The sequence below is a fragment of the Agrobacterium sp. 22-209-1 genome (genome assembly GCF_053522485.1).
This window is the reverse complement of record NZ_JBNWCH010000001.1, coordinates 848,262-866,558: the sequence shown is the minus strand read 5'-3', so window position 1 is coordinate 866,558 and position 18,297 is coordinate 848,262. Positions and strand designations below refer to the sequence as shown.

General features: G+C 60.4%; 17 protein-coding genes. 12 read left to right on the top strand and 5 right to left on the bottom strand.

The features are described 5' to 3' along the window. Positions 1-54: 54 nt before the first annotated feature. Entirely contained in the window at positions 55-681 is a 627-nt protein-coding gene (locus ACQZ48_RS04040; RefSeq protein WP_448728587.1) for a GDSL-type esterase/lipase family protein, read from the bottom strand. A gap of 67 nt (positions 682-748) precedes the next feature. After that, a complete protein-coding gene (locus tag ACQZ48_RS04035) occupies positions 749-1,660 on the bottom strand; it encodes a 2-dehydro-3-deoxygalactonokinase (RefSeq protein WP_448728563.1) in 912 nt (303 codons plus the stop codon). Positions 1,661-1,775: 115 nt separating this feature from the next. Here ACQZ48_RS04035 and ACQZ48_RS04030 point away from each other — a divergent pair, with 115 nt between their 5' ends. The 9 genes from ACQZ48_RS04030 to ACQZ48_RS03990 all read left to right on the top strand — a co-directional run bounded on the left by ACQZ48_RS04030 (position 1,776) and on the right by ACQZ48_RS03990 (position 11,503). Further along, positions 1,776-2,684, top strand: a complete 909-nt coding sequence (locus tag ACQZ48_RS04030) for a dihydrodipicolinate synthase family protein (RefSeq protein ID WP_077983617.1) — start codon at positions 1,776-1,778, stop codon at positions 2,682-2,684. Continuing rightward, positions 2,681-3,847 carry a mandelate racemase/muconate lactonizing enzyme family protein gene (locus tag ACQZ48_RS04025; protein ID WP_173991183.1) on the top strand — a complete coding sequence of 389 codons (1,167 nt, stop codon included), beginning with the start codon at positions 2,681-2,683 and terminating at the stop codon, positions 3,845-3,847. The genes ACQZ48_RS04030 and ACQZ48_RS04025 overlap by 4 nt, the downstream gene beginning before the upstream one ends. A gap of 24 nt (positions 3,848-3,871) precedes the next feature. Continuing rightward, complete coding sequence (locus ACQZ48_RS04020) at positions 3,872-5,143, top strand: ABC transporter substrate-binding protein (protein ID WP_077983616.1); 1,272 nt, start codon at positions 3,872-3,874, stop codon at positions 5,141-5,143. Between the two features lie 83 nt (positions 5,144-5,226). Beyond that, positions 5,227-6,153, top strand: a complete 927-nt coding sequence (locus ACQZ48_RS04015) for a carbohydrate ABC transporter permease (RefSeq protein WP_077983557.1) — start codon at positions 5,227-5,229, stop codon at positions 6,151-6,153. 10 nt (positions 6,154-6,163) lie between these two features. Then, complete coding sequence (locus ACQZ48_RS04010) at positions 6,164-6,994, top strand: carbohydrate ABC transporter permease (protein WP_046800465.1); 831 nt, start codon at positions 6,164-6,166, stop codon at positions 6,992-6,994. A gap of 2 nt (positions 6,995-6,996) precedes the next feature. After that, positions 6,997-8,079 carry an ABC transporter ATP-binding protein gene (locus tag ACQZ48_RS04005; RefSeq protein WP_448728562.1) on the top strand — a complete coding sequence of 361 codons (1,083 nt, stop codon included), beginning with the start codon at positions 6,997-6,999 and terminating at the stop codon, positions 8,077-8,079. Then, the gene (locus tag ACQZ48_RS04000; RefSeq protein ID WP_448728561.1) at positions 8,076-9,059 is read left to right on the top strand and encodes an NAD-dependent epimerase/dehydratase family protein; all 984 of its coding nucleotides are present in this window, start codon (positions 8,076-8,078) and stop codon (positions 9,057-9,059) included. The genes ACQZ48_RS04005 and ACQZ48_RS04000 overlap by 4 nt, the downstream gene beginning before the upstream one ends. After that, entirely contained in the window at positions 9,056-10,738 is a 1,683-nt protein-coding gene (locus tag ACQZ48_RS03995) for an SMP-30/gluconolactonase/LRE family protein (RefSeq protein WP_448728560.1), read from the top strand. The genes ACQZ48_RS04000 and ACQZ48_RS03995 overlap by 4 nt, the downstream gene beginning before the upstream one ends. Positions 10,739-10,741: 3 nt before the next feature. Further along, complete coding sequence (locus tag ACQZ48_RS03990; protein WP_077983552.1) at positions 10,742-11,503, top strand: SDR family NAD(P)-dependent oxidoreductase; 762 nt, start codon at positions 10,742-10,744, stop codon at positions 11,501-11,503. Between the two features lie 40 nt (positions 11,504-11,543). On the opposite strand, the gene ACQZ48_RS03985 is transcribed toward ACQZ48_RS03990, so the two are convergent. From ACQZ48_RS03985 to ACQZ48_RS03975, 3 genes are read right to left on the bottom strand one after another with little or no spacing between them, the layout of a single operon-like run. Next, positions 11,544-12,656, bottom strand: coding sequence for an ABC transporter substrate-binding protein (locus ACQZ48_RS03985; RefSeq protein ID WP_448728559.1), 1,113 nt, complete (start codon positions 12,654-12,656; stop codon positions 11,544-11,546). Beyond that, positions 12,653-14,071, bottom strand: a complete 1,419-nt coding sequence (locus tag ACQZ48_RS03980; RefSeq protein ID WP_244614269.1) for a sensor histidine kinase — start codon at positions 14,069-14,071, stop codon at positions 12,653-12,655. Before ACQZ48_RS03980 ends, ACQZ48_RS03985 begins: the two co-directional genes overlap by 4 nt. Then, a complete protein-coding gene (locus ACQZ48_RS03975) occupies positions 14,031-14,708 on the bottom strand; it encodes a response regulator transcription factor (RefSeq protein WP_077983549.1) in 678 nt (225 codons plus the stop codon). Before ACQZ48_RS03975 ends, ACQZ48_RS03980 begins: the two co-directional genes overlap by 41 nt. 252 nt (positions 14,709-14,960) lie before the next feature. Here ACQZ48_RS03975 and ACQZ48_RS03970 point away from each other — a divergent pair, with 252 nt between their 5' ends. From ACQZ48_RS03970 to ACQZ48_RS03960, 3 genes are all read left to right on the top strand, one after another. Continuing rightward, positions 14,961-15,935 carry a Bug family tripartite tricarboxylate transporter substrate binding protein gene (locus ACQZ48_RS03970; RefSeq protein ID WP_077983548.1) on the top strand — a complete coding sequence of 325 codons (975 nt, stop codon included), beginning with the start codon at positions 14,961-14,963 and terminating at the stop codon, positions 15,933-15,935. A gap of 161 nt (positions 15,936-16,096) precedes the next feature. Further along, the gene (locus tag ACQZ48_RS03965; protein ID WP_448728558.1) at positions 16,097-16,570 is read left to right on the top strand and encodes a tripartite tricarboxylate transporter TctB family protein; all 474 of its coding nucleotides are present in this window, start codon (positions 16,097-16,099) and stop codon (positions 16,568-16,570) included. 30 nt (positions 16,571-16,600) lie between these two features. Beyond that, the gene (locus tag ACQZ48_RS03960) at positions 16,601-18,112 is read left to right on the top strand and encodes a tripartite tricarboxylate transporter permease (RefSeq protein ID WP_077983546.1); all 1,512 of its coding nucleotides are present in this window, start codon (positions 16,601-16,603) and stop codon (positions 18,110-18,112) included. The last annotated feature ends 185 nt before the right edge of the window (positions 18,113-18,297 follow it).

Sequence of the window (18,297 nt, the reverse complement as noted above, 5' to 3'; positions counted from 1 at the left end):
TGGCCCGCGGCGGATTCGGATCCCTTCGATGCGAAGATAAAGTTGCCGCCCGTCTCAGTTGTGTAGGCCCAGCGTTTTTCTGAGCGCTTCCGACCAGACGGCATAGCCTGCGGCATTCAGGTGAACCAGATCGGGTAAATAATAACGGAACATCGGGAGGCCGTTCTCACCAATGAGGCCGGCGTTCGGGTCAAGCCATGTTGTGCGTTCGCTGCTATTGCACCAGTCGCGCGCCATCTGGTTGAAGAGATCGAATTCATGGCGGTATATCCAGCGCGCCGGACTGTGCTTGATCGCCACAACAAACACGTCCGCCTGCGGTAGCGCACGATAGATTCCATCCCGCAAATCGTGCAGGTGCCGGAGCGACGTCTGAGCCTTGAGGCCGTCGCTGGCAATATCGTTTTCGCCGAAATAAAGCACCACTCTGTTTGGTTTTAAAGGAACCAGAAGCTGGTGCATGTAGTGGCTGGCGGAGAGGTAAGTGCCGCCGCCAAATCCCAGATTGACGATATCCAGCGAGCCGAGATCTTCGGCAATGGAACCCCAGATTCGAAACGAGGATGAGCCATAAAAGGCGATCGGATTGTCTGGGAGGCCGATGCGCTGAAGGCGGACCAGAGCGGTAATGATATCGTTTTCGTGACGGCTGGTGCCGATATTGGCTGGGAAGTCGTACATGACGGTCCTAAAACAAGGTGTTTGAAAGCAGGATGCCGCCATTTGGGCATCCGGCGCTCGGCAGAGGTTACGAAATAGCTTGGCGCAGGACAGCCAGGGCACCCTTCGTGAGAGCATCGTCCGCCCCCATGGATGTCTTGAGCCCGAAAACATCTGCGGCAACCAGATAGAGATCGTTCAGCCCGTCATTGCCGACGATCCCTGCCTCGTCTCCCTCCGCATACCATCCGGCATCGCGGGCCTGCCGAAACTCCTGCCCGATGACCAGTCCCCGCACATAGGAGCGCAACTGATCCGGCGAAAGCCGGCCGGCAAGCCCGCCAGTTCGCGCCGAAAACAGCAGCGACAGCATGGCGGCGGATCGTTTTGCCTCTTTCAGACCCCAGCGATAGGCCTGCGGATCATCGACCGGCGGCTGCGTGGAACCGCGCGCGATGAAAGAGTTATTGATGAGCAGATTAAAGATTTCACCGGTCACGAATGTCTGGAAACCGTCGATCCGACCCGCCTTTATCCGCGCCCATTTGCTGTGCGTTCCGGGGATGATGAGGGTGGCGTCTTCGCCGAGGCCATGGCCGACGATCTGGGTTTCTTCGCCGCGCATCACGTCGGGAAAGGGCTGACGGGCGGGGTCATTGAGACCCGGCAAGAAGACGAGATCGGAGCCGTTCGGCAGCGATTTGCGCACCGTTCCGGCGGCAAGTTCCGCCGGGCCTGCCGGGCACGGCACATAAGCGACTTCGACCCAGCCGTTGCGGCTGGTGATCATGCCGAGCGCTGCGACGGGCAAGGCCCCGTGACGCGAAAACCAGGGCGCGAGTGCTGCCATCAGCGCAGCTTCGTGCTCACCCTTGCCGAGGCTCGAAATGCCGTCGGCGGTTTCCAGATGATCGAGTTCTTGACCACTTTCACCAACGAGCGCCGCCCTCAGTGATGTCGTTCCCCAATCAACGATGATCGATGTCGCCGGTGCTGGCATGTCTTGAACCTCCTCGTTCATTTCATCTTGGGGCTTGTCATAGGGTGCGAGTCTATGTAGTGTCAATTAGTGAATTCAAGGTATCAATATATGATACTTAATTGGGAGGAGAATGATGGTGGCTGGCCTCAAGGGGATTTTGCCTGTTCTGCCCACGCCTTTTCTGGCGGATGGCGGCATTGACGAAGGGGGTATGAAGCGGCTGGTGGTCTTTGCGCTCGACAAGGGCGTGGATGGTGTCGTGTTTCCCGGTTTCGCCAGCGAGGTGGAGACTTTGAATGCCGCCGAGCGTGCAACGCTCTTGAAGATCGTCGTGGATGCGGTGGCCGGTCGGGTGCCTGTTGTGGCCGGCGCCAGTGCGGCCGACTGGCGTGAGGTGGTCGAGCACGGGCGGGCGGCATCGGCGCTTGGCATTCGCCACCTGATGGTGCAGCCGCCCAAATCCGTCGGCACGGATGCGCCGGCGCTGATCGAATTCCTCGGGCGAATAGTCGAGGCACTGCCCGAGGTTGAAATCATCCTGCAGAACGCGCCTGCGCCGCGCGGCTCCGACCTTTCGCCACAGGCGATTGTGGAGATCGTGGGCGCCTTGCCGCAGGTCGCCTACGTCAAGGAAGAAACGCTTCCCGCCGGTCCGGCCATCAGCCACATCATCGCCCACGCGCCTTCGACGCTGAAGGGCGTCATCGGCGGCGGCGGTGCGCGGTACATTCTCGACGAATATGCCCGAGGCGCTACGGCGGCGATGCCGGCGCTGGAGATTGCCGAGGAACATGTGGCCATCGACCGGGCGCTTGTCGCGGGGCGGCAGGAGGAGGCTCGGAGAATCTATATCCGAACCCTGCCGCTTCTGGTGTTGCAGGCTGTTTATCGCATGCGGCTGACCAAATATGTGCTGGCCCGCCGAGGGGTGATCGACGGCATTGGCGTGCGCGCGCCGACACCCGAGCTCGATGCGGCGGCGCTTGCCGATATCGACGCCAATCTGGTCGAACTCGGCCTTGTTGCCGCGGAGGCCGCATGAATAGCCCCATCGCAACAGTCGAAGTCTTCACGCTGACCCAGCCGCGCAAGGTGCCCTATCTTGGCGCGCTTAGGGAAGGCGAGGTGGTCAATCCCAACGGCTACATCGTGCGCAAGGGCAATCGCACGGTCTACCCCACCTTCGACCGCAGCGTGCTGGTGCGCATGGCCACCGAGGCCGGCACTGTCGGCTGGGGCGAGACCTATGGCATCGTCGCCCCCGGCGCGGTCGCCGCCCTCATCAATGATCTTCTCGCCGGTTTCGTGATCGGCCGCGATGCGTCCGATCCTTCGGCTGTTTATGACGACCTCTACGACATGATGCGGGTGCGCGGTTATACCGGCGGCTTTTACGTCGATGCGCTCGCCGCGCTTGATATCGCGCTCTGGGATATTGCTGGGCAGGAAGCCGGAAAATCCATCCGCGATCTTCTTGGCGGCGGGGTAGATACGTTTCCGGCCTATGTTTCCGGCCTGCCTGAAAAAACGCTGAAGGCTCGTGGAGAGTTGGCGAAATACTGGCAGGATCGTGGTTTCGATGCCTTCAAATTCGCAACGCCGGTGGCTGATGACGGCCCGGCGGCGGAAATCGCCAATCTCCGGCAGGTGCTTGGTCCACAGGCGAAGATCGCCGCCGACATGCACTGGAATCAGACGCCGGAGCGGGCGCTGGAGCTCATTGCCGAGATGAAACCTTTCGATCCTTGGTTCGCCGAGGCTCCGGTCTGGACGGAGGACATTGCCGGTCTTGAGAGGGTTTCGAAGAACACCGATGTTCCGATAGCCGTCGGCGAGGAATGGCGCACCCATTGGGATATGCGCGCCCGCATAGAGCGCTGCCGTATCGCCATTGTGCAGCCGGAAATGGGTCACAAGGGCATCACCAATTTTATCCGCATCGGCGCTCTTGCCGCCGAGCATGGCATTGATGTTATCCCGCACGCAACAGTCGGCGCCGGCATTTTCCTTGCCGCCAGCCTGCAGGCGTCATCGACATTGTCGATGCTGAAGGGGCACGAATTCCAGCACTCGATCTTCGAACCCAACCGCCGCCTGCTGGAGGGCGACATGGATTGCCGCGAAGGCAGATATCACCTGCCTTCGGGACCGGGACTTGGGGTAAGACCGTCGGAGGCGGCACTCGGTCTGATTGAACGCATCTGATTTGGTTTTTTGGAGGAGGAAACCATGACAAAAAGAATGAAAAAGCTGGCGCTCAGCACCGCGGCCGCCGTTTTGGTAACGATGGGGGCCGTTGCCCCTGCCATGGCCGATACCGTGCTGAAGTTCATTTCCTGGCAAACCGATGATGCCGGCACGGGCGAATGGTGGCGTTCCGCCATTGCCGCCTTCGAGAAACAGCATCCGGGCGTGAAGATCGAGTTCACCAAGGCGGAGCGCAGTTCCTATGCCGACACGATGACGACGCTTTTTGCAGCCAACCAGCCGCCGCAGATCGTGCATCTGGCGTCTTTCGAATTCCAGATGTTTGCCGATAGCGGTTGGCTGGAGCCGCTCGATCCGTGGCTGAAGAAGGACGGTATCGACATGACGGGCTGGGCCGGCCAGCAGAAATGCGAATGGAACGGTGAAACCGTCTGCATTATGACCAACTATTTCGGTTTCGTGATGGCGTACAACAAGAAGCTTCTCGAAGAAGCGGGCGTTGCAGTTCCGAAGACCTATGACGAGTTTCTGGCCGCTGCAAAAGCCACGACCAAGGATCTGAACGGCGACGGTATTGTCGATCAGTTCGGAACAGGCCATGAAACCAAGGGCGGTCCGGGGCAATATCTGACGGAAATGCTGAACTATATCCTCGACGCCGGCGCCTACTGGACCGACAAGGACGGCAAAATCACCATCGACACGCCGCAGATGGTGGAAGGTTTGACCCGATGGAAAACCGTGATGAAAAGCGGCATCAGCCCGGTGGACATGAGCGCCAGCGACGTGCGCAAGCTGTTTGCCGATGGCAAGATGGCCATGCGGCTCGATGGGCCGTGGCTTTATGGCACAACCGAAAAGGGTTCGGCCAAGAGTGACATTGTTTATGCCGTACCGCCGCTTCATCCGCCGCTTGGCGGGTCTTCCAACGTGCTTGCCATGCCGGCCGATATTCCCGACGACCAGAAGGCATTGGTCTGGGATTTCATCAAGCTGACGATGACGCCGGAATTCCAGCGTAGTTACGCTATCCTCGGCGGCAACACCCCGCCTAGCCCGAAAGCGGATGTCTCTGGCGTCGAAAAGACCATCCCGCATTTTCCGGTGCTGATCGAGACAATGAAGGCCGCGTCTGAAGCCGGTATCGACCGCATTCCGACCGGGCTTGAGCTTTTCTACAACGAGTTCAGCAAGATGGTGATGGAAGAAAGCCAGCGGATGATCATTCAGGATCTCGATCCGGCGGAGGTGGCGAAAACCATGCAGGCAAAGGCCGAAGCCATCAAGGGTTGATCCCCCATTGTCCTGATCTTGTTGTCTTGCCATGGCCCGCAAAGGGCCATGGCCATCATCCGCATCCGGCAGGAGGACCATCCATGACCGAACCCGTTCGGGCTGGGCGTCGCAAGTTCTTTGATCTTGCGCGTCCCAGCCGGCAACATCTCCTCGGCTATATTCTGATCGCCCCCGCGGTCCTGATGGTTGCCGCCATCATCGTCTGGCCGCTCGTTCTGGCCATCGACCTGTCGTTCCAGCAGGTCAAGATACCGAGGCTCGGCGGCGCCAGCCGCCCGTTCTCCTTGACGAATTACAACTGGCTGTTTTCGTCGCCGGAATTCTGGCTGGCCTGCTGGGTCACGCTAAAGCTGGTCATCGTCGTTACTGCCGGAAGCGTCGCAGTTGGCCTCAGTACGGCGCTTCTTGCCAATAACCGTTTCAAGGGCCGCACCGTCGCGCGGCTGGGGATGGCGCTGCCCTGGGCGGTGCCGGAAATCATCGCGGTCGTCATCTTTGCATGGATGTTCGACACCTCCTTCGGCCTTTTCGGCTGGCTGGCGATCAAGCTCGGTTTTACCGACCAGATGATCCCGTGGGTGAGCAGCTCCACGGCAGCCTTCTGGGCTGTTGCCATCACCATGGTGTGGAAGGGTTTTCCTTTCGTGTCGATCATGTGTCTGGCCGGCCTGCAGTCCATTCCCGCCGATTATTACGCCGCCGCCAAGGTGGATGGCGCAAGTGTCTGGCAGCGTTTTCGCTGGATCACCATGCCGCTTCTGATGCCGGTGCTGGGCGTGACGCTGGTGCTGACGCTTCTGTGGGTGTTCCGCGACTTTTCGATCATCAAGGTTCTGACCGGCGGCGGGCCGCTGCGTTCAACCCAGACGCTTTCGATCATGACCTATGACCAGGCCTTCCAGTACCACAATTTCGGCCGGGCCGCCGCCGTCGGCGTGCTGACGCTGGTGATCTGCATCGTCGCGAGCCTCCTGATGCTCGGCCGGCGCTCGAAATCGATCTATTGAGGAGGCTTTGATGAAACGGACATTTTTACAGAGCCTTGCCCTTTACGCGACTGTGATCTTCACGCTGGTGATGATCCTGTTCCCGGTCTACTGGCTGCTGGTCACGGCACTTTCCACCACCGATGAACTCTACCGCCTGCCGCCAACCTTCTGGCCGGACGATCCGCAGTGGGACATCTTCGCCCGTGTCTGGGCGGCAAAACCGATCCTGCTGTGGCTTTGGAATTCGATGCTGGCGGCCATCGGCTCGGTGGCGCTGTCGATGTTGGTCTCGGTCAGCGCCGGTTATGCGCTGTCGCGTTATTCCATGCGGGGCGGCGCGACCATGGGTCTCTTCGTCCTGACGGCGAAGATGCTGCCCGCGACGCTGCTCGTCATTCCGCTGTTTTCGATTTTTTCCAGCTTCGGCCTGATCGGCAGCCTGTGGACGCTGGTTCTGGCGCATTCGACAATGATCATTCCTTTCGCCACATGGATGCTGAAAGGCTATTTCGACACCATTCCGAAGGAACTGGAACAGGCTGCCATGGTCGACGGCTGCTCGCCCATCGGCGCGATGGTGCGTGTTGTGCTGCCGATCGCCACGCCGGGGCTTGCCGCTACCGCACTTTATGCCTTCGTGCTCAGCTGGGCAGACTATGCCTATGCGCGCACCTTCCTCGTCAACTCGCCGGACAACTGGACGGCCAATCTCGGCATCACCACGATGCAGGGCGAATATGTCACCTACTGGAACGACATTTCTGCCGCATCCGTGTTCATCGCCCTGCCGATCATCGCAATCTACCTGTTCCTTGAACGTTATTTGGTCGGCGGCCTCACCGCTGGCGCGGAGAAATAAGCATGGCCAATATTTCCATTCGCAACGTCAGCAAGTCCTACGGCGCGCTAAACGTCCTCAGGCCCTTTTCGCTGGAGATCGAGAACGGCGAGTTCGTGGTGCTGGTCGGGCCTTCCGGCTGCGGCAAGTCGACGATGCTGAAAATCCTCGCCGGTCTCGAACCGGCAAGCGAAGGCCAGATCTTCATCGGCGACAACGAAGTGACGGATCTGGCGCCGGGTGACCGCGACATCGCCATGGTGTTTCAGAACTATGCGCTTTATCCGCACCTGACCGTTCGCCAGAATATCGGCTTTGGCCTCAAGATGCGCGGCACGGACAAGGCCGAGATCGATCGCCGGGTTGACGATGCGGCGCGCATTCTGGAAGTGACCCCCTATCTCGATCGCAAGCCCAAGGATCTTTCGGGCGGCCAGCGCCAGCGCGTGGCACTTGGCCGTGCCATCGTGCGCCAGCCCCAGGCCTTCCTGATGGATGAGCCGCTGTCCAACCTCGATGCCAAGCTGCGCGTCCACATGCGTGCCGAGATTGGCGCATTGCACAAGCGCATCGGTGTCACCACCGTTTATGTGACGCATGATCAGGTCGAGGCGATGACGATGGCGGACCGCGTCGTCATCATGCAGGGCGGCATCATCCAGCAGATCGCCGCACCCGACGAGCTTTTCAACAATCCGGCCAATCTTTTCGTTGCCGGTTTCATCGGCTCGCCGGGCATGAATTTCCTCAATGCGGAACTGCACGACGGCACTGTTACCCTCTTTGGGCAACAGGTCTCCCTGCCGGGCGCTGTCGGCCGGGAGGGCGGCGTGATTGTCGGTTTGCGGCCGGAACATCTCGTTCTGGGCGATGCGCCGGTTACCTTCGATGTCCGTCCGACGCTGGTGGAGAGCCTCGGATCGGAAAAATACGTCTATTTCGATGCGGAAGGCGCAAGGGTCGCGGATGGCGAGGAGGGCAAGTCCAAGGGGCTGATCGCCCGCGTCTCGCATACCGGCAGCCTTCCCGGCAATGGGGCGCTCCGGCTCGGTTTCGATCCAATGCAGCTTTATCTTTTCGATGCAAAGACCGGAGCACGGCTATGATCCTCGTCACCGGATCGGCAGGTCGTGTCGGCCGTGCCGTTGTTGCCGCCTTGCGCGCGCAGGGCCGCACCGTTCGCGGTTTCGATCTCAGGCCATCGGGAAGCGGCGGCGAGGAGGTTGTCGGCTCGCTGGAAGATGCGCGGGCGCTGTCCGACGCCATCGAGGGTGTGAGCGCCGTTCTGCATCTGGGAGCTTTCATGTCATGGGTCCCGGCGGATCGCGACCGCATGTTCGCCGTCAATGTCGAGGGCACCCGCCGGCTTCTGGATGTGGCTTCAGCGGCTGGCGTGCGGCGGTTCGTTTTCGCTTCGTCGGGTGAGGTCTATCCGGAAAACCGGCCGGAATTCCTGCCCGTCACCGAGGACCATCCGCTTAGTCCAAATTCACCTTATGGCTTGACCAAGCTTCTGGGCGAAGAACTGGTGCGCTTTCATCAGCGAAGCGGCGCCATGGAAACGGTGATCCTGCGTTTTTCGCATACGCAGGATGCGGCGGAACTGCTGGATGAGGAGAGTTTCTTTTCCGGTCCCCGGTTTTTCCTGCGGCCGCGCATTCGCCAGCAGCAGAATTTCGGAAACACTGTCATCGCCGAATTGCTTCAGTCCCGCGATATCGGTGAGCCGTCGCATATACTGGCGCGCAACGAAAACGGCCGTCCATTCCGCATGCACATCACGGATACGCGCGATATGGTGGCGGGCATTCTGCTTGCCCTCGATCACCCCGAAGCGGCGGGCGGCACCTTCAACCTCGGTGCCGATGAACCGGCCGATTTCGCCGTGCTTTTGCCGAAGATAGCGGCGCTGACCGGCCTGCCCATCGTGACAGTCGATTTTCCCGGCGACGGCGTTTATTACCATACGTCCAACGAGCGGATCAGAAACACTTTGGGGTTTGAAGCTGAATGGACGATGGACCGGATGCTGGACGACGCGGCGGCCGCAAGGCGGCTGCGATTAGCGAAGGAGCAGAGGCGATGAAACCGGAGACACCGGGCGGCACGGCGGCGCTGGCCAAGGGGCTGACCCTGCTCGACATGGTCGCCGATGCGCCGGAACCGCTGCGTTTTGCCGAGCTGTTGCGTTCCTCCGGTCTGCCGAAGCCGACATTCGCGCGCATCCTGCGCACTCTCATCGCCTATGGCCTCGTCCGTCAGGATGAGGCCCGTGGCACCTATGTCCTGGGCCAGCGTTTTCTGGAAATGTCCCACAAGGTCTGGGAGAGCTTCGATCTCGTCTCGGCGGCGACGCCGGAACTCGAGCGGCTGGCGGCCGAACTGGGGGAAACGGTTGCATTGTGCCGGCTTGACGGCACCATGACGCAATATCTGGCGGAACGTTCGCCGAACGGTCTTTCGGTGCGCGTCGAGGTGGGACGCCGTGTTCCCCTGCATTGCACCGCACCGGGCAAGGCGCTGCTCGCCTTTCAGGACCCCGCCGTCGGCCGCGCCCTGCTGGATCGCCTGACGCTCGATCTGCAGACACCCAAAACCATTACCACCCTCGATGCGCTGCAGGCCGATCTGACGCTGACCCGGGCGCGGGGTTATTCGATTTCCTACGAGGAGCATCTGCCGGGGGTGAATTCGGTCGCCGCCCCTGTGATGGGGCGTGACAATACGCCGATGGGCGTGCTCGTTGCGCTCGGGCCGTCCTCGCGACTGGATTCCTCCAATATCCATCCCGCCGGGCGTGAATTGATTGCCGCCGCCCGCCGCATTACCGGCGCCGCCGGGGCCGTGGCGATCAGCTCGCGGCCCCGCCCGCGTTCGGCAACGGGCCGCCCCAGCGCCGAACTCAGTTGCATTCTGCCATGGGGTGCGCAGTTGGGGGAAAGCCCGGTCTGGCACGAGGGGGAAAACGCGCTCTACTGGGTGGATATCCTGCATCCGGCGGTGCACCGCTTCGATCCCGTGACTGGCCGCAACGAAACCTGCGAGACCGGCAAGCTGGTCAGCGCGGTCATTCCGGTCACCGAGGGACGGTTACTGGTGGCATCGCAGGACGGCGTCGAATGGCTGGATTTCGCCTCCGGCCGGCTAACCCCCTTCGTCAGCCCGGAGGCTGGCATTGCAGATAACCGCCTGAACGACGCCAAATGCGGGCCGGATGGCGCGATCTGGGTCGGCTCGATGCGTATCGACGCCTCCAAGCCCACGGGTGCGCTTTATCGGATCAATGCCAATGGCGCATCCGAGCGCAAGGAAGGGGGCATCATCGTCTCCAACGGTCTCGGCTGGAGCCCCGATGGCAGGACCTTCTATTTCGTCGACACCGTGCCCGGCCTTATCCACGCCTATGATTGCGATCCGGCGACGGGCGCCCTGTCGCAGCGCCGTGAGTTCGCCCGCATTCCCGTGTCAGACGGCCGGCCGGATGGGCTGGCCGTGGATGCGGAAGGCGGTGTCTGGTGCGCGATCTGGGATGGCTGGTGCGTGCGCCGTTATCTTCCGAACGGCAAGCTGGATCAGGTGATCGACATGCCGGTGCCGCGTCCTTCCAGCATCGCTTTCGGCGGGCCGGACCTGTCGACGCTGTTCATCACCAGCGCCCGCACGCGCCTGCCGGCGTCGACACTCGCCGACGCGCCGCTCTCCGGCGGCCTGTTTTCCTGCCGCCCGGGAATCGCCGGCGCGCACATCTCGCTGTTTGAAGGATAAAGGATGCGTCTCGAAAGCGTGTTTGGACTGAAAGGCCGCACGGCGCTCGTCACCGGTTCCAGCCGCGGCATAGGCGCCGCCATTGCCGAGGGGCTGGCGGGCGCGGGTGCCCATGTCATTCTTCATGGCGTGAAGCCGGGCGCCGCAGCAGCCGTGCAACAGCGGATTGTCGCAGGCGGCGGTACGGCGCAGGAACTGGCGGGCGATCTTTCCCAGCCGGGCGCCGGCCGTGATCTCATCGAGCGGGCCGAGGCGGTCGCATCGGTCGATATTCTTGTCATCAATGCCAGCGCCCAGATCAACGCCGTGCTGTCGGAACTGACGCCTGACGATCTGGCGTTTCAGCTGGCAGTCAATCTGGGCTCGACGGTGGATATGCTGCAGGCGGCTCTGCCGCGCATGGCGGCCCGCAAATGGGGCAGGGTGGTTTCCATCGGCTCGGTCAATCAGCTGCGGCCGAAGGGCATCGTTACCGCTTACGCCGCCACTAAGGCGGCGCAACACAATCTGATCCAGAGTCAGGCGCGGGACTACGCGCGCGACAATGTGCTGCTCAACACGCTCGCGCCCGGCCTCATTGACACCGACCGCAATGCCAACCGTCGTGATGAGGATCCCGAAGGCTGGGCCGAATACGTCCGGACGCTGAACTGGATGGGCCGTGCCGGGCAGCCGCAAGAAATGGTGGGTGCCGCGATCTTCCTGTCGTCGCAGGCCTGTAGCTTTATGACAGGCGAGACCATCGTCCTGACGGGTGGTTATTGACGGATTTGCCGGTGTAGCCGAATTGGATAATCGTTTGCGATCAGCGCTTGAATAAATCCAGATTTGGCAAGCTGTATGGCCGGATCAGTCGGTACCAGCTATCGATAAAGGTGCGCCGTTGAATCTCGTCCTGGGCCGCCAGCAGTGTGGGTCCAATGCGGATGGGCCTCCCCACTCCGGATTCGATCAGATCTTCAGGTCCTTCTACACCCTCGGGAAGTGGCGCATTCTCGGCGAAAAAGAAAGACGAGCGCGACGCGATGTCTCGGCTGCGATCAGAGAGGAGATAGTCGAGAAAGCGGCGCCCCAATACAGCGTCTCGTGCTGTCGAAGGTATCATCGCGCCGCGAGACAGCACCAGAGTGTAATCCTGGGGAATAACGATACCCAGCGCCGGGTTGGATCGCATCGCGAAATAGGCGTAGGACCCAAGGACGTTGTAGGCAATACGAATCTCGCCCGTCGACAAGGCGCCGAGCACCTCATTGTTGCAGCAACGGATCACGGGCTCCACGCGGCTGATGCTCTCGAGCAGGCGACCATAGGTCGTTGGCGCCTGGCGCGAGTCGTAGAAGGCCAGAAGATAACCAATTCCAGAGGCGCTGATATCATAGGTGCCGATGCGTCCGCGATATTCATCCGGCTTGCGGCGCAAAAGATCGACCAGCGCCACGTGGCTGGTCGGAACGTCTTCTGGTGGAATCGCACGCTTGTCATAGGCAAATACGACAGGTTCGAAGGTAAAGCCAAACACTTCGTCACGCCAGTTGGCCCAGTTGGCAACCTTGGCGGTTTCACTGGACTGGTGCGGTTGTGCGCAGCCGTCATTTGCCAAACGAACGAGTTGATCAACGGAGGAAGACAGGATGATGTCGGCATTTTGCCTTCCGTCCGCGCAGGCAGCAGCAACCTCACGAAACAAATCATTGGTCACAAAGTCGAGGATCTCGACAGCGACCCCCGGCGCGGTCTCCTGGAAATCCAAAACGATTGGTCGCATGGCTTCAAGATCCGTGGCCGCATGAATGAGAAGGCGCCCCGTTTCCTCAATTCCCTTCGCCGGGAACAACTCCCTATCCCCTTCCACTGCATGGGCGCTGGTGATGAGGCAGAAACATGAAATGGCTGCGATGGCGGAGTAAACGCTTTTCATGGCCGTTCCTGCTTGATCAGCGGCAGTTCCAAATAGACGGCAAACAAATCCGTTTCTGTCTTCTCGCGAAACCCAAGCCTCCCCCCCAGCGCGCGCGCTACCTCCGCAGCAATTGCAAATCCCAAACCAGACGCCGGTCCCTGGCTGCGCGTCGAGAAGAAACGTTCGGTGACGCTCTCCCAATCGGCTTGAGGAATGCCAGGACCGTCATCCTCGATGACGATCAACCCGAAGTCGCCACAATTTTCCACGCGCACTGCCAGCTGTGTCTCGGCTCCGTGCCGCAATGCATTGTCGATAATGTTGGCCACGGCCTCTCGAAGGCTTAACGTGTCGCCCATCACTTGAAGCTGTTGTTCATCCGGCTCGAAGGACACCACAATATCCGGATCGATCGTGATCGGTATTGCCTGGCGAAAGGCTGCACGGGCGACCTCGTTCAGGAACAGGGGGGCAAGTTGCGCAGAATCGACCCGATGGATCACCATGGCATGATTGAGGAGTTGGTTGGTCAAGCGTGAAAGCTCCGACGTTCTGTTGCGGACACGCTCCAGATGGCGCCGATCCTCCGGTGCAAGCCTTTCCTCATTGATGAGACTAACCTGCGCCGATAACGCTGTAAGGGGCGTTCGTATCTGATGCGCGCTGTCTGCGACGTAACGTTGCATCAAACGCACGCGTTCATCGAGCCTGCGGATGAAGTGGTTTATAGAGGCAACGAAGGGCCAAAGTTCGCCGGGGACCGACACGGACAAGGGTGTTAGGTCTTGCGGTTCGCGGCTTGCCAAAGCCTCGCCAAGCGTCTCGACCGGTCGCAGCGAATAGCGGATTGCAAAGGCAGTGCCGACGAGCGCAAGCAGGCTCATCAGGCTCACGATGAAAATCGCCCTCGTCATCAGTTCCGAGATGAGCGCACGGCGTGCCTCCGTCGTTTGGGCGACCATCATATAGGCCCATTTCGTTTCCTCATTGATCGTGATCGCGTGGGATAGCGTGACCATGCGAACATCGACGCCGCGATAGACGGCGTTTTCAATGAGCGGAGCGGGGCGGCTGTGCGAAATCTCCAGGGGAGTTCCAAGATCGCGATAACCTGTCAGCGTCTCTCCTTCAGTATCAAGGACGCGATAGAAGATGCGGTCGCGTTGCGCGAGCCCCAGAAGTTCAAACGCAGAGGTTGGAAGTTGAAAAGTGAGTTTGTCATCGGAGACGACGAGCCCTTCGCTCATCTGAAACGCAGCACCCAGCAGAAGCCGGTCATACGCTTCGTCGGCGGCAGCGCGCGCATAATACAACGCAGCTGTGATCATGGCTGCTGCGCCCAGGGCCAGCACGATGCCGACGCGGCGCATCAGGCGAGAGAAGAGGGAGCCTCTATGCGCCAGCATCGGAAACCAGTTGGTAGCCCATGCCACGCACTGTCACGATGCGGGTTTGGGCGCCTTCGAGCTTTTTACGCAACCTGCCCACATAAAGCTCGATCGCATTCGGGCCTGCCGCCTCGTCGAAGCCAAACAGGCGGTCCAGCAGTTCCTCCTTGCTGAACACTTTGCCGGGGCGCGAAGCCAGCACTTCGAGCAGCGTCATCTCCCTCCGCTTCAACTGCACCTCCCGTTTGCCGACCCGAACGCTGCGATTGGTCCTGTCGAGACTGACATCGCCGCAGACGAGTATGTTCGTGGCGTCGCCGCCGCTACGTCGTCGCAGCAGCACCCGCGCGCGCGCCTCCAGCTCACGGAAATCGAACGGCTTTATCAGGTAATCGTCGGCGCCAAGATCCAATGCGCTGACCCGATCGTCGATCTCGGAACGAGCGGTCAATACGAGGACAGGCGCGGTGCTGCCAGATTTTCGCAACGCCTTCAGTATGGCAAAGCCATCCATGCCCGGTAGCATCACGTCGAGAATGATGAGGTCGTAGTCGGTGTAGGAAAGGACGTTGGACGCAGAAAGCCCATCCGAAATCCAGTCGACGGAATGCCCCGTCTGCTGAAATCGGCGGCAAATTGCCTCTCCAACATCTTGTGTATCTTCGACCAGAAATACCCGCACCTGAAAACCATCGCATAGCACTCTGTGCAGATCAAGATCGGCCCGATCCAGAGGTCAAGGCGGTCGCTAACGGCTTGACAGGATCGTGACAGGAACAGGCTTTATTTTCTGCGCGTCGACTTCAAGGGAGAGAACAAGTCGACCCGAGGAGGAATTCTGCACCGTCGCCGATAGCCAACCACTGTTCCGGTTGTGCTGGACCGATGCGAGCATTGCGGTCCTCCCGGTCTCAGGGATGAATGGGAGAGATCAATGATCCGTATGACGATGAAGACAATCGCCGCTGCCGCTTTCGGTACGCTCTGCATGACCATGGCCGCATCCGCCGAACCATCGAAGCCTGAATGCCTTGCTGGTGCAAAACCCGGCGGCGGCTTCGACCTGACGTGCCGATTGGCCGGCAATGCTCTTTTGGAGACCAAACAGATCTCCAGACCCATGGTTGTGACGTACATGGAAGGGGGCGTCGGGGCGGTGGCCTTCAACCATGTGATTGGCAAACGGGGCAAGGACGGCAATCTGATCACGGCTGCTTCGTCCGGTTCCGCCTTGCTGATCGCCCAAGGGAAATTCGGCAAATATGACGAAACGGGTGTGCGCTGGCTCGGGGCGCTCGGCGCCGATTACGGTGTTCTCGTCGTGGCCGCCGATTCGCCATACAAGACGCTCGGCGAACTTGTTGATGCATACAAGGCAAGCCCGAACGATTTTCCTATTGCCGGTGGTGGCGCCGTTGGCTCGCAGGATTGGATGAAGGGGTCGCTGCTCGCAAAGGCAGCCGGCCAGGACGCCAAGAAAATGCGCTATGTGGCTCTTGAAGGCGGCGGAGCGGTGCTGACTGCACTCGAAGGCGGCCACGTGAAGGTCGGTTCCGGTGATGCAGCTGAAATGGTCAAGCATCACGTTGCCGGCAAGGTTCGCATCCTGGCCGTGATGGCGCCGGAGCGTCTGCCGGGTGAGCTGGCGAGTGTGCCCACGGCCAAGGAGCAGGGATTCGATATCGATTGGCCTATCTGGCGTGGCTACTATGTCGGCAAGGATGTTTCCGACGAGGACTACAACTGGTGGGTCGACGCCCTCAAGAAAATGGCCGCCACCCCTGAATTTGCAAAGGAGCGCGAAGCGCGCGGTCTCTTCGAGTTCACCCTTCTCGGTCAAGATTTCGAGAACCGCGTCAAGGAAGATGTGGCGCGCTTCAAGGTTCTTGCCAAGGAATCCGGCATGTGAGGCAACCCTTGCCGGGCTCGATGCTTTCGCCCGGCAAGTTTCGATCTGGAGCGATCTCCGGACCACGGGATTGGTGCGAGAGCTTCGAAATCCGTCCAGCTTTTTACACATGGCGAGGGCTGAAATCAGCCTCGCCTATCATCCCCTTTTGTGAGGCTATAATGTCAGAAGCCCGTAACACCGAGCCGCGCAACGCCCGGCTGATTGGTCGCGTCTCGGCTGTCATTCTCCTGCTGCTTGCGATTGCCTATGGCTTTGGCGGAAGCGTCATCGACTACGCTTTCGCCTCCGATCCGCTCGGCCCCCGCGTTTTCCCGGTGGCCCTTGCCTTCATCCTCGGTGCGCTCGCAATCGTCTATTACCTTTCGCCCGGTTCGGTGGAAGGGTTTCCAGACGGGCCGCTTCTCATCAGGGTGCTCGCCACACCGGCTTTGGTCTTGATCGCTGCGCTGCTTTTTGAACCCGCCGGCTTTTTCGTCTCCATTCTCGTGCTGACCTTCGGCTCCGGTCTCCTCTTCGGTGCGCCGCTCAAAACGGCTCTGGCTGGTGCTGTGGGACATGCGCTGCTTTGGTGGTTCGTCTTCGACTTCTTGCTCGAAGTCTATCTGCCGGTCGGTTCCATGTTTGGTGGCTGAGCCAAGTCGCAATCCCGAAAGGTTCTTATCATGAATTTCGACTATCTCTGGCACGGCTTTGCCGTTGCTCTCACCGGGCAGAATCTTCTTATCGGTTTCATTGGCTGCTTCATCGGCACAATGGTTGGGGCACTGCCAGCCATTGGCCCGATCAACGGGATCGCGCTGCTGATGCCGATCGCGTATTCGATGGGGCTGCCGGCGGAAAGCACCATGATCCTGTTGGCCGCGGTTTATTGTGGCGCAGAATATGGCGGACGTATTTCCTCAATTCTGCTCAATGTTCCAGGTGATGCCGGCGCCGTCATGACGGCGATGGACGGCTATCCGATGGCCCGGCAGGGACGCGCTGGCGAAGCGCTGGCGCTTTCCGGAATTTCATCCTTTGTCGGAGGTATCATTGGCTCTATCGGTTTGGCGCTGTTTGCGCCCGTGCTATCCGGGCTTGCCATCGGTTTCGGTCCCGCCGAATATTTTGTGCTTATGGTCTTCGCCTTTGCAACGCTCGGATCCATGGTCGGCTCCCAGCCCGCCAAAACGCTGATCGGCTGTATGCTCGGTTTGATGCTGGCAACCGTTGGCCTTGACGCCACCTCCGGCGCTTATCGGTTCACCTTCAACGAACCGGAACTGGGCGACGGTATCGAATTCGTCGTGCTCGTCATCGGTCTGTTCTCGATTTCCGAAGCAATGCTCATTCTGGAGCACCAGGGCAGGGGCGTCACGGTGATCCGCGAACTCGGGCGCACGACCGCTCGCTGGGCGGATGTCGTCAAAAGCGCCGGTGCGACGGTGCGCGGGTCGCTTATCGGCTTTGTCGTCGGCGTCTTGCCAGGGACCGGCGCGTCGGTATCTTCCGCTGTATCCTATACCACTGAAAAACGCATCTCGGACTCGGAAGGCACCTTCGGCAAGGGCGATGTGCGAGGATTGGCGGCGCCCGAGGCGGCGAATAATGCGACAGCCGCCGGCGCCTTCGTTCCCATGCTCACACTCGGTGTTCCCGGATCGGGCACCACCGCCGTGATGCTGGGTGCGCTGATGCTTTACAACATACAGCCAGGCCCAATGTTGCTTGCAGAGCGCCCCGAAGTCGTCGGCGGCCTCATCGCCTCGCTTTTTGTGGGCAACTTTATCCTGCTCGCACTCAACCTGCCGCTCGTTAACATATTCGCTCGCGTGCTGACGGTGCCGAACTGGTTGCTTGTTCCAGGCATCCTCGTCCTGTCGATCGTCGGCGTCTATTCCACGCACGCCTCGGTCTTCTCGATCGTGCTCATGCTGGCTATCGGCTTCCTGGGCTGGTTGTTGCGCAAGGTCGGTTTCGATATGGCGCCGATCATCCTTGGTTTCGTGCTGGGACGCGTCATGGAGGTGAACTTGCGCAATGCCCTCGCGATCTCCGGGGGAGACGTCTCCATCCTCTTCAGCAGCACCATCTCCATCGTCTTGTGGTGCATGGCGGCAGGTGTTGCCATCCTCCCATTGGTGCTGGCCCGCCGCGCGCGCAGGATCAAGGCCATGGCTCTTGCCAAAGAGTAAGGCGTGATAACGACCGTTGCCGTTCTGACGGCAACGGTCTTGACGGGATATCGGTCGCTATTGGTATCGCCCATCCCCGCAGCGCGGATGGGATGTCCCGCTTTATCTCAAGACCGACCAGCAGGGCGAGGCCTCCCAAGGCCCTGAGACCCAAGTTTCCTCCGGAATTTCGGAGAGTCTTCGAT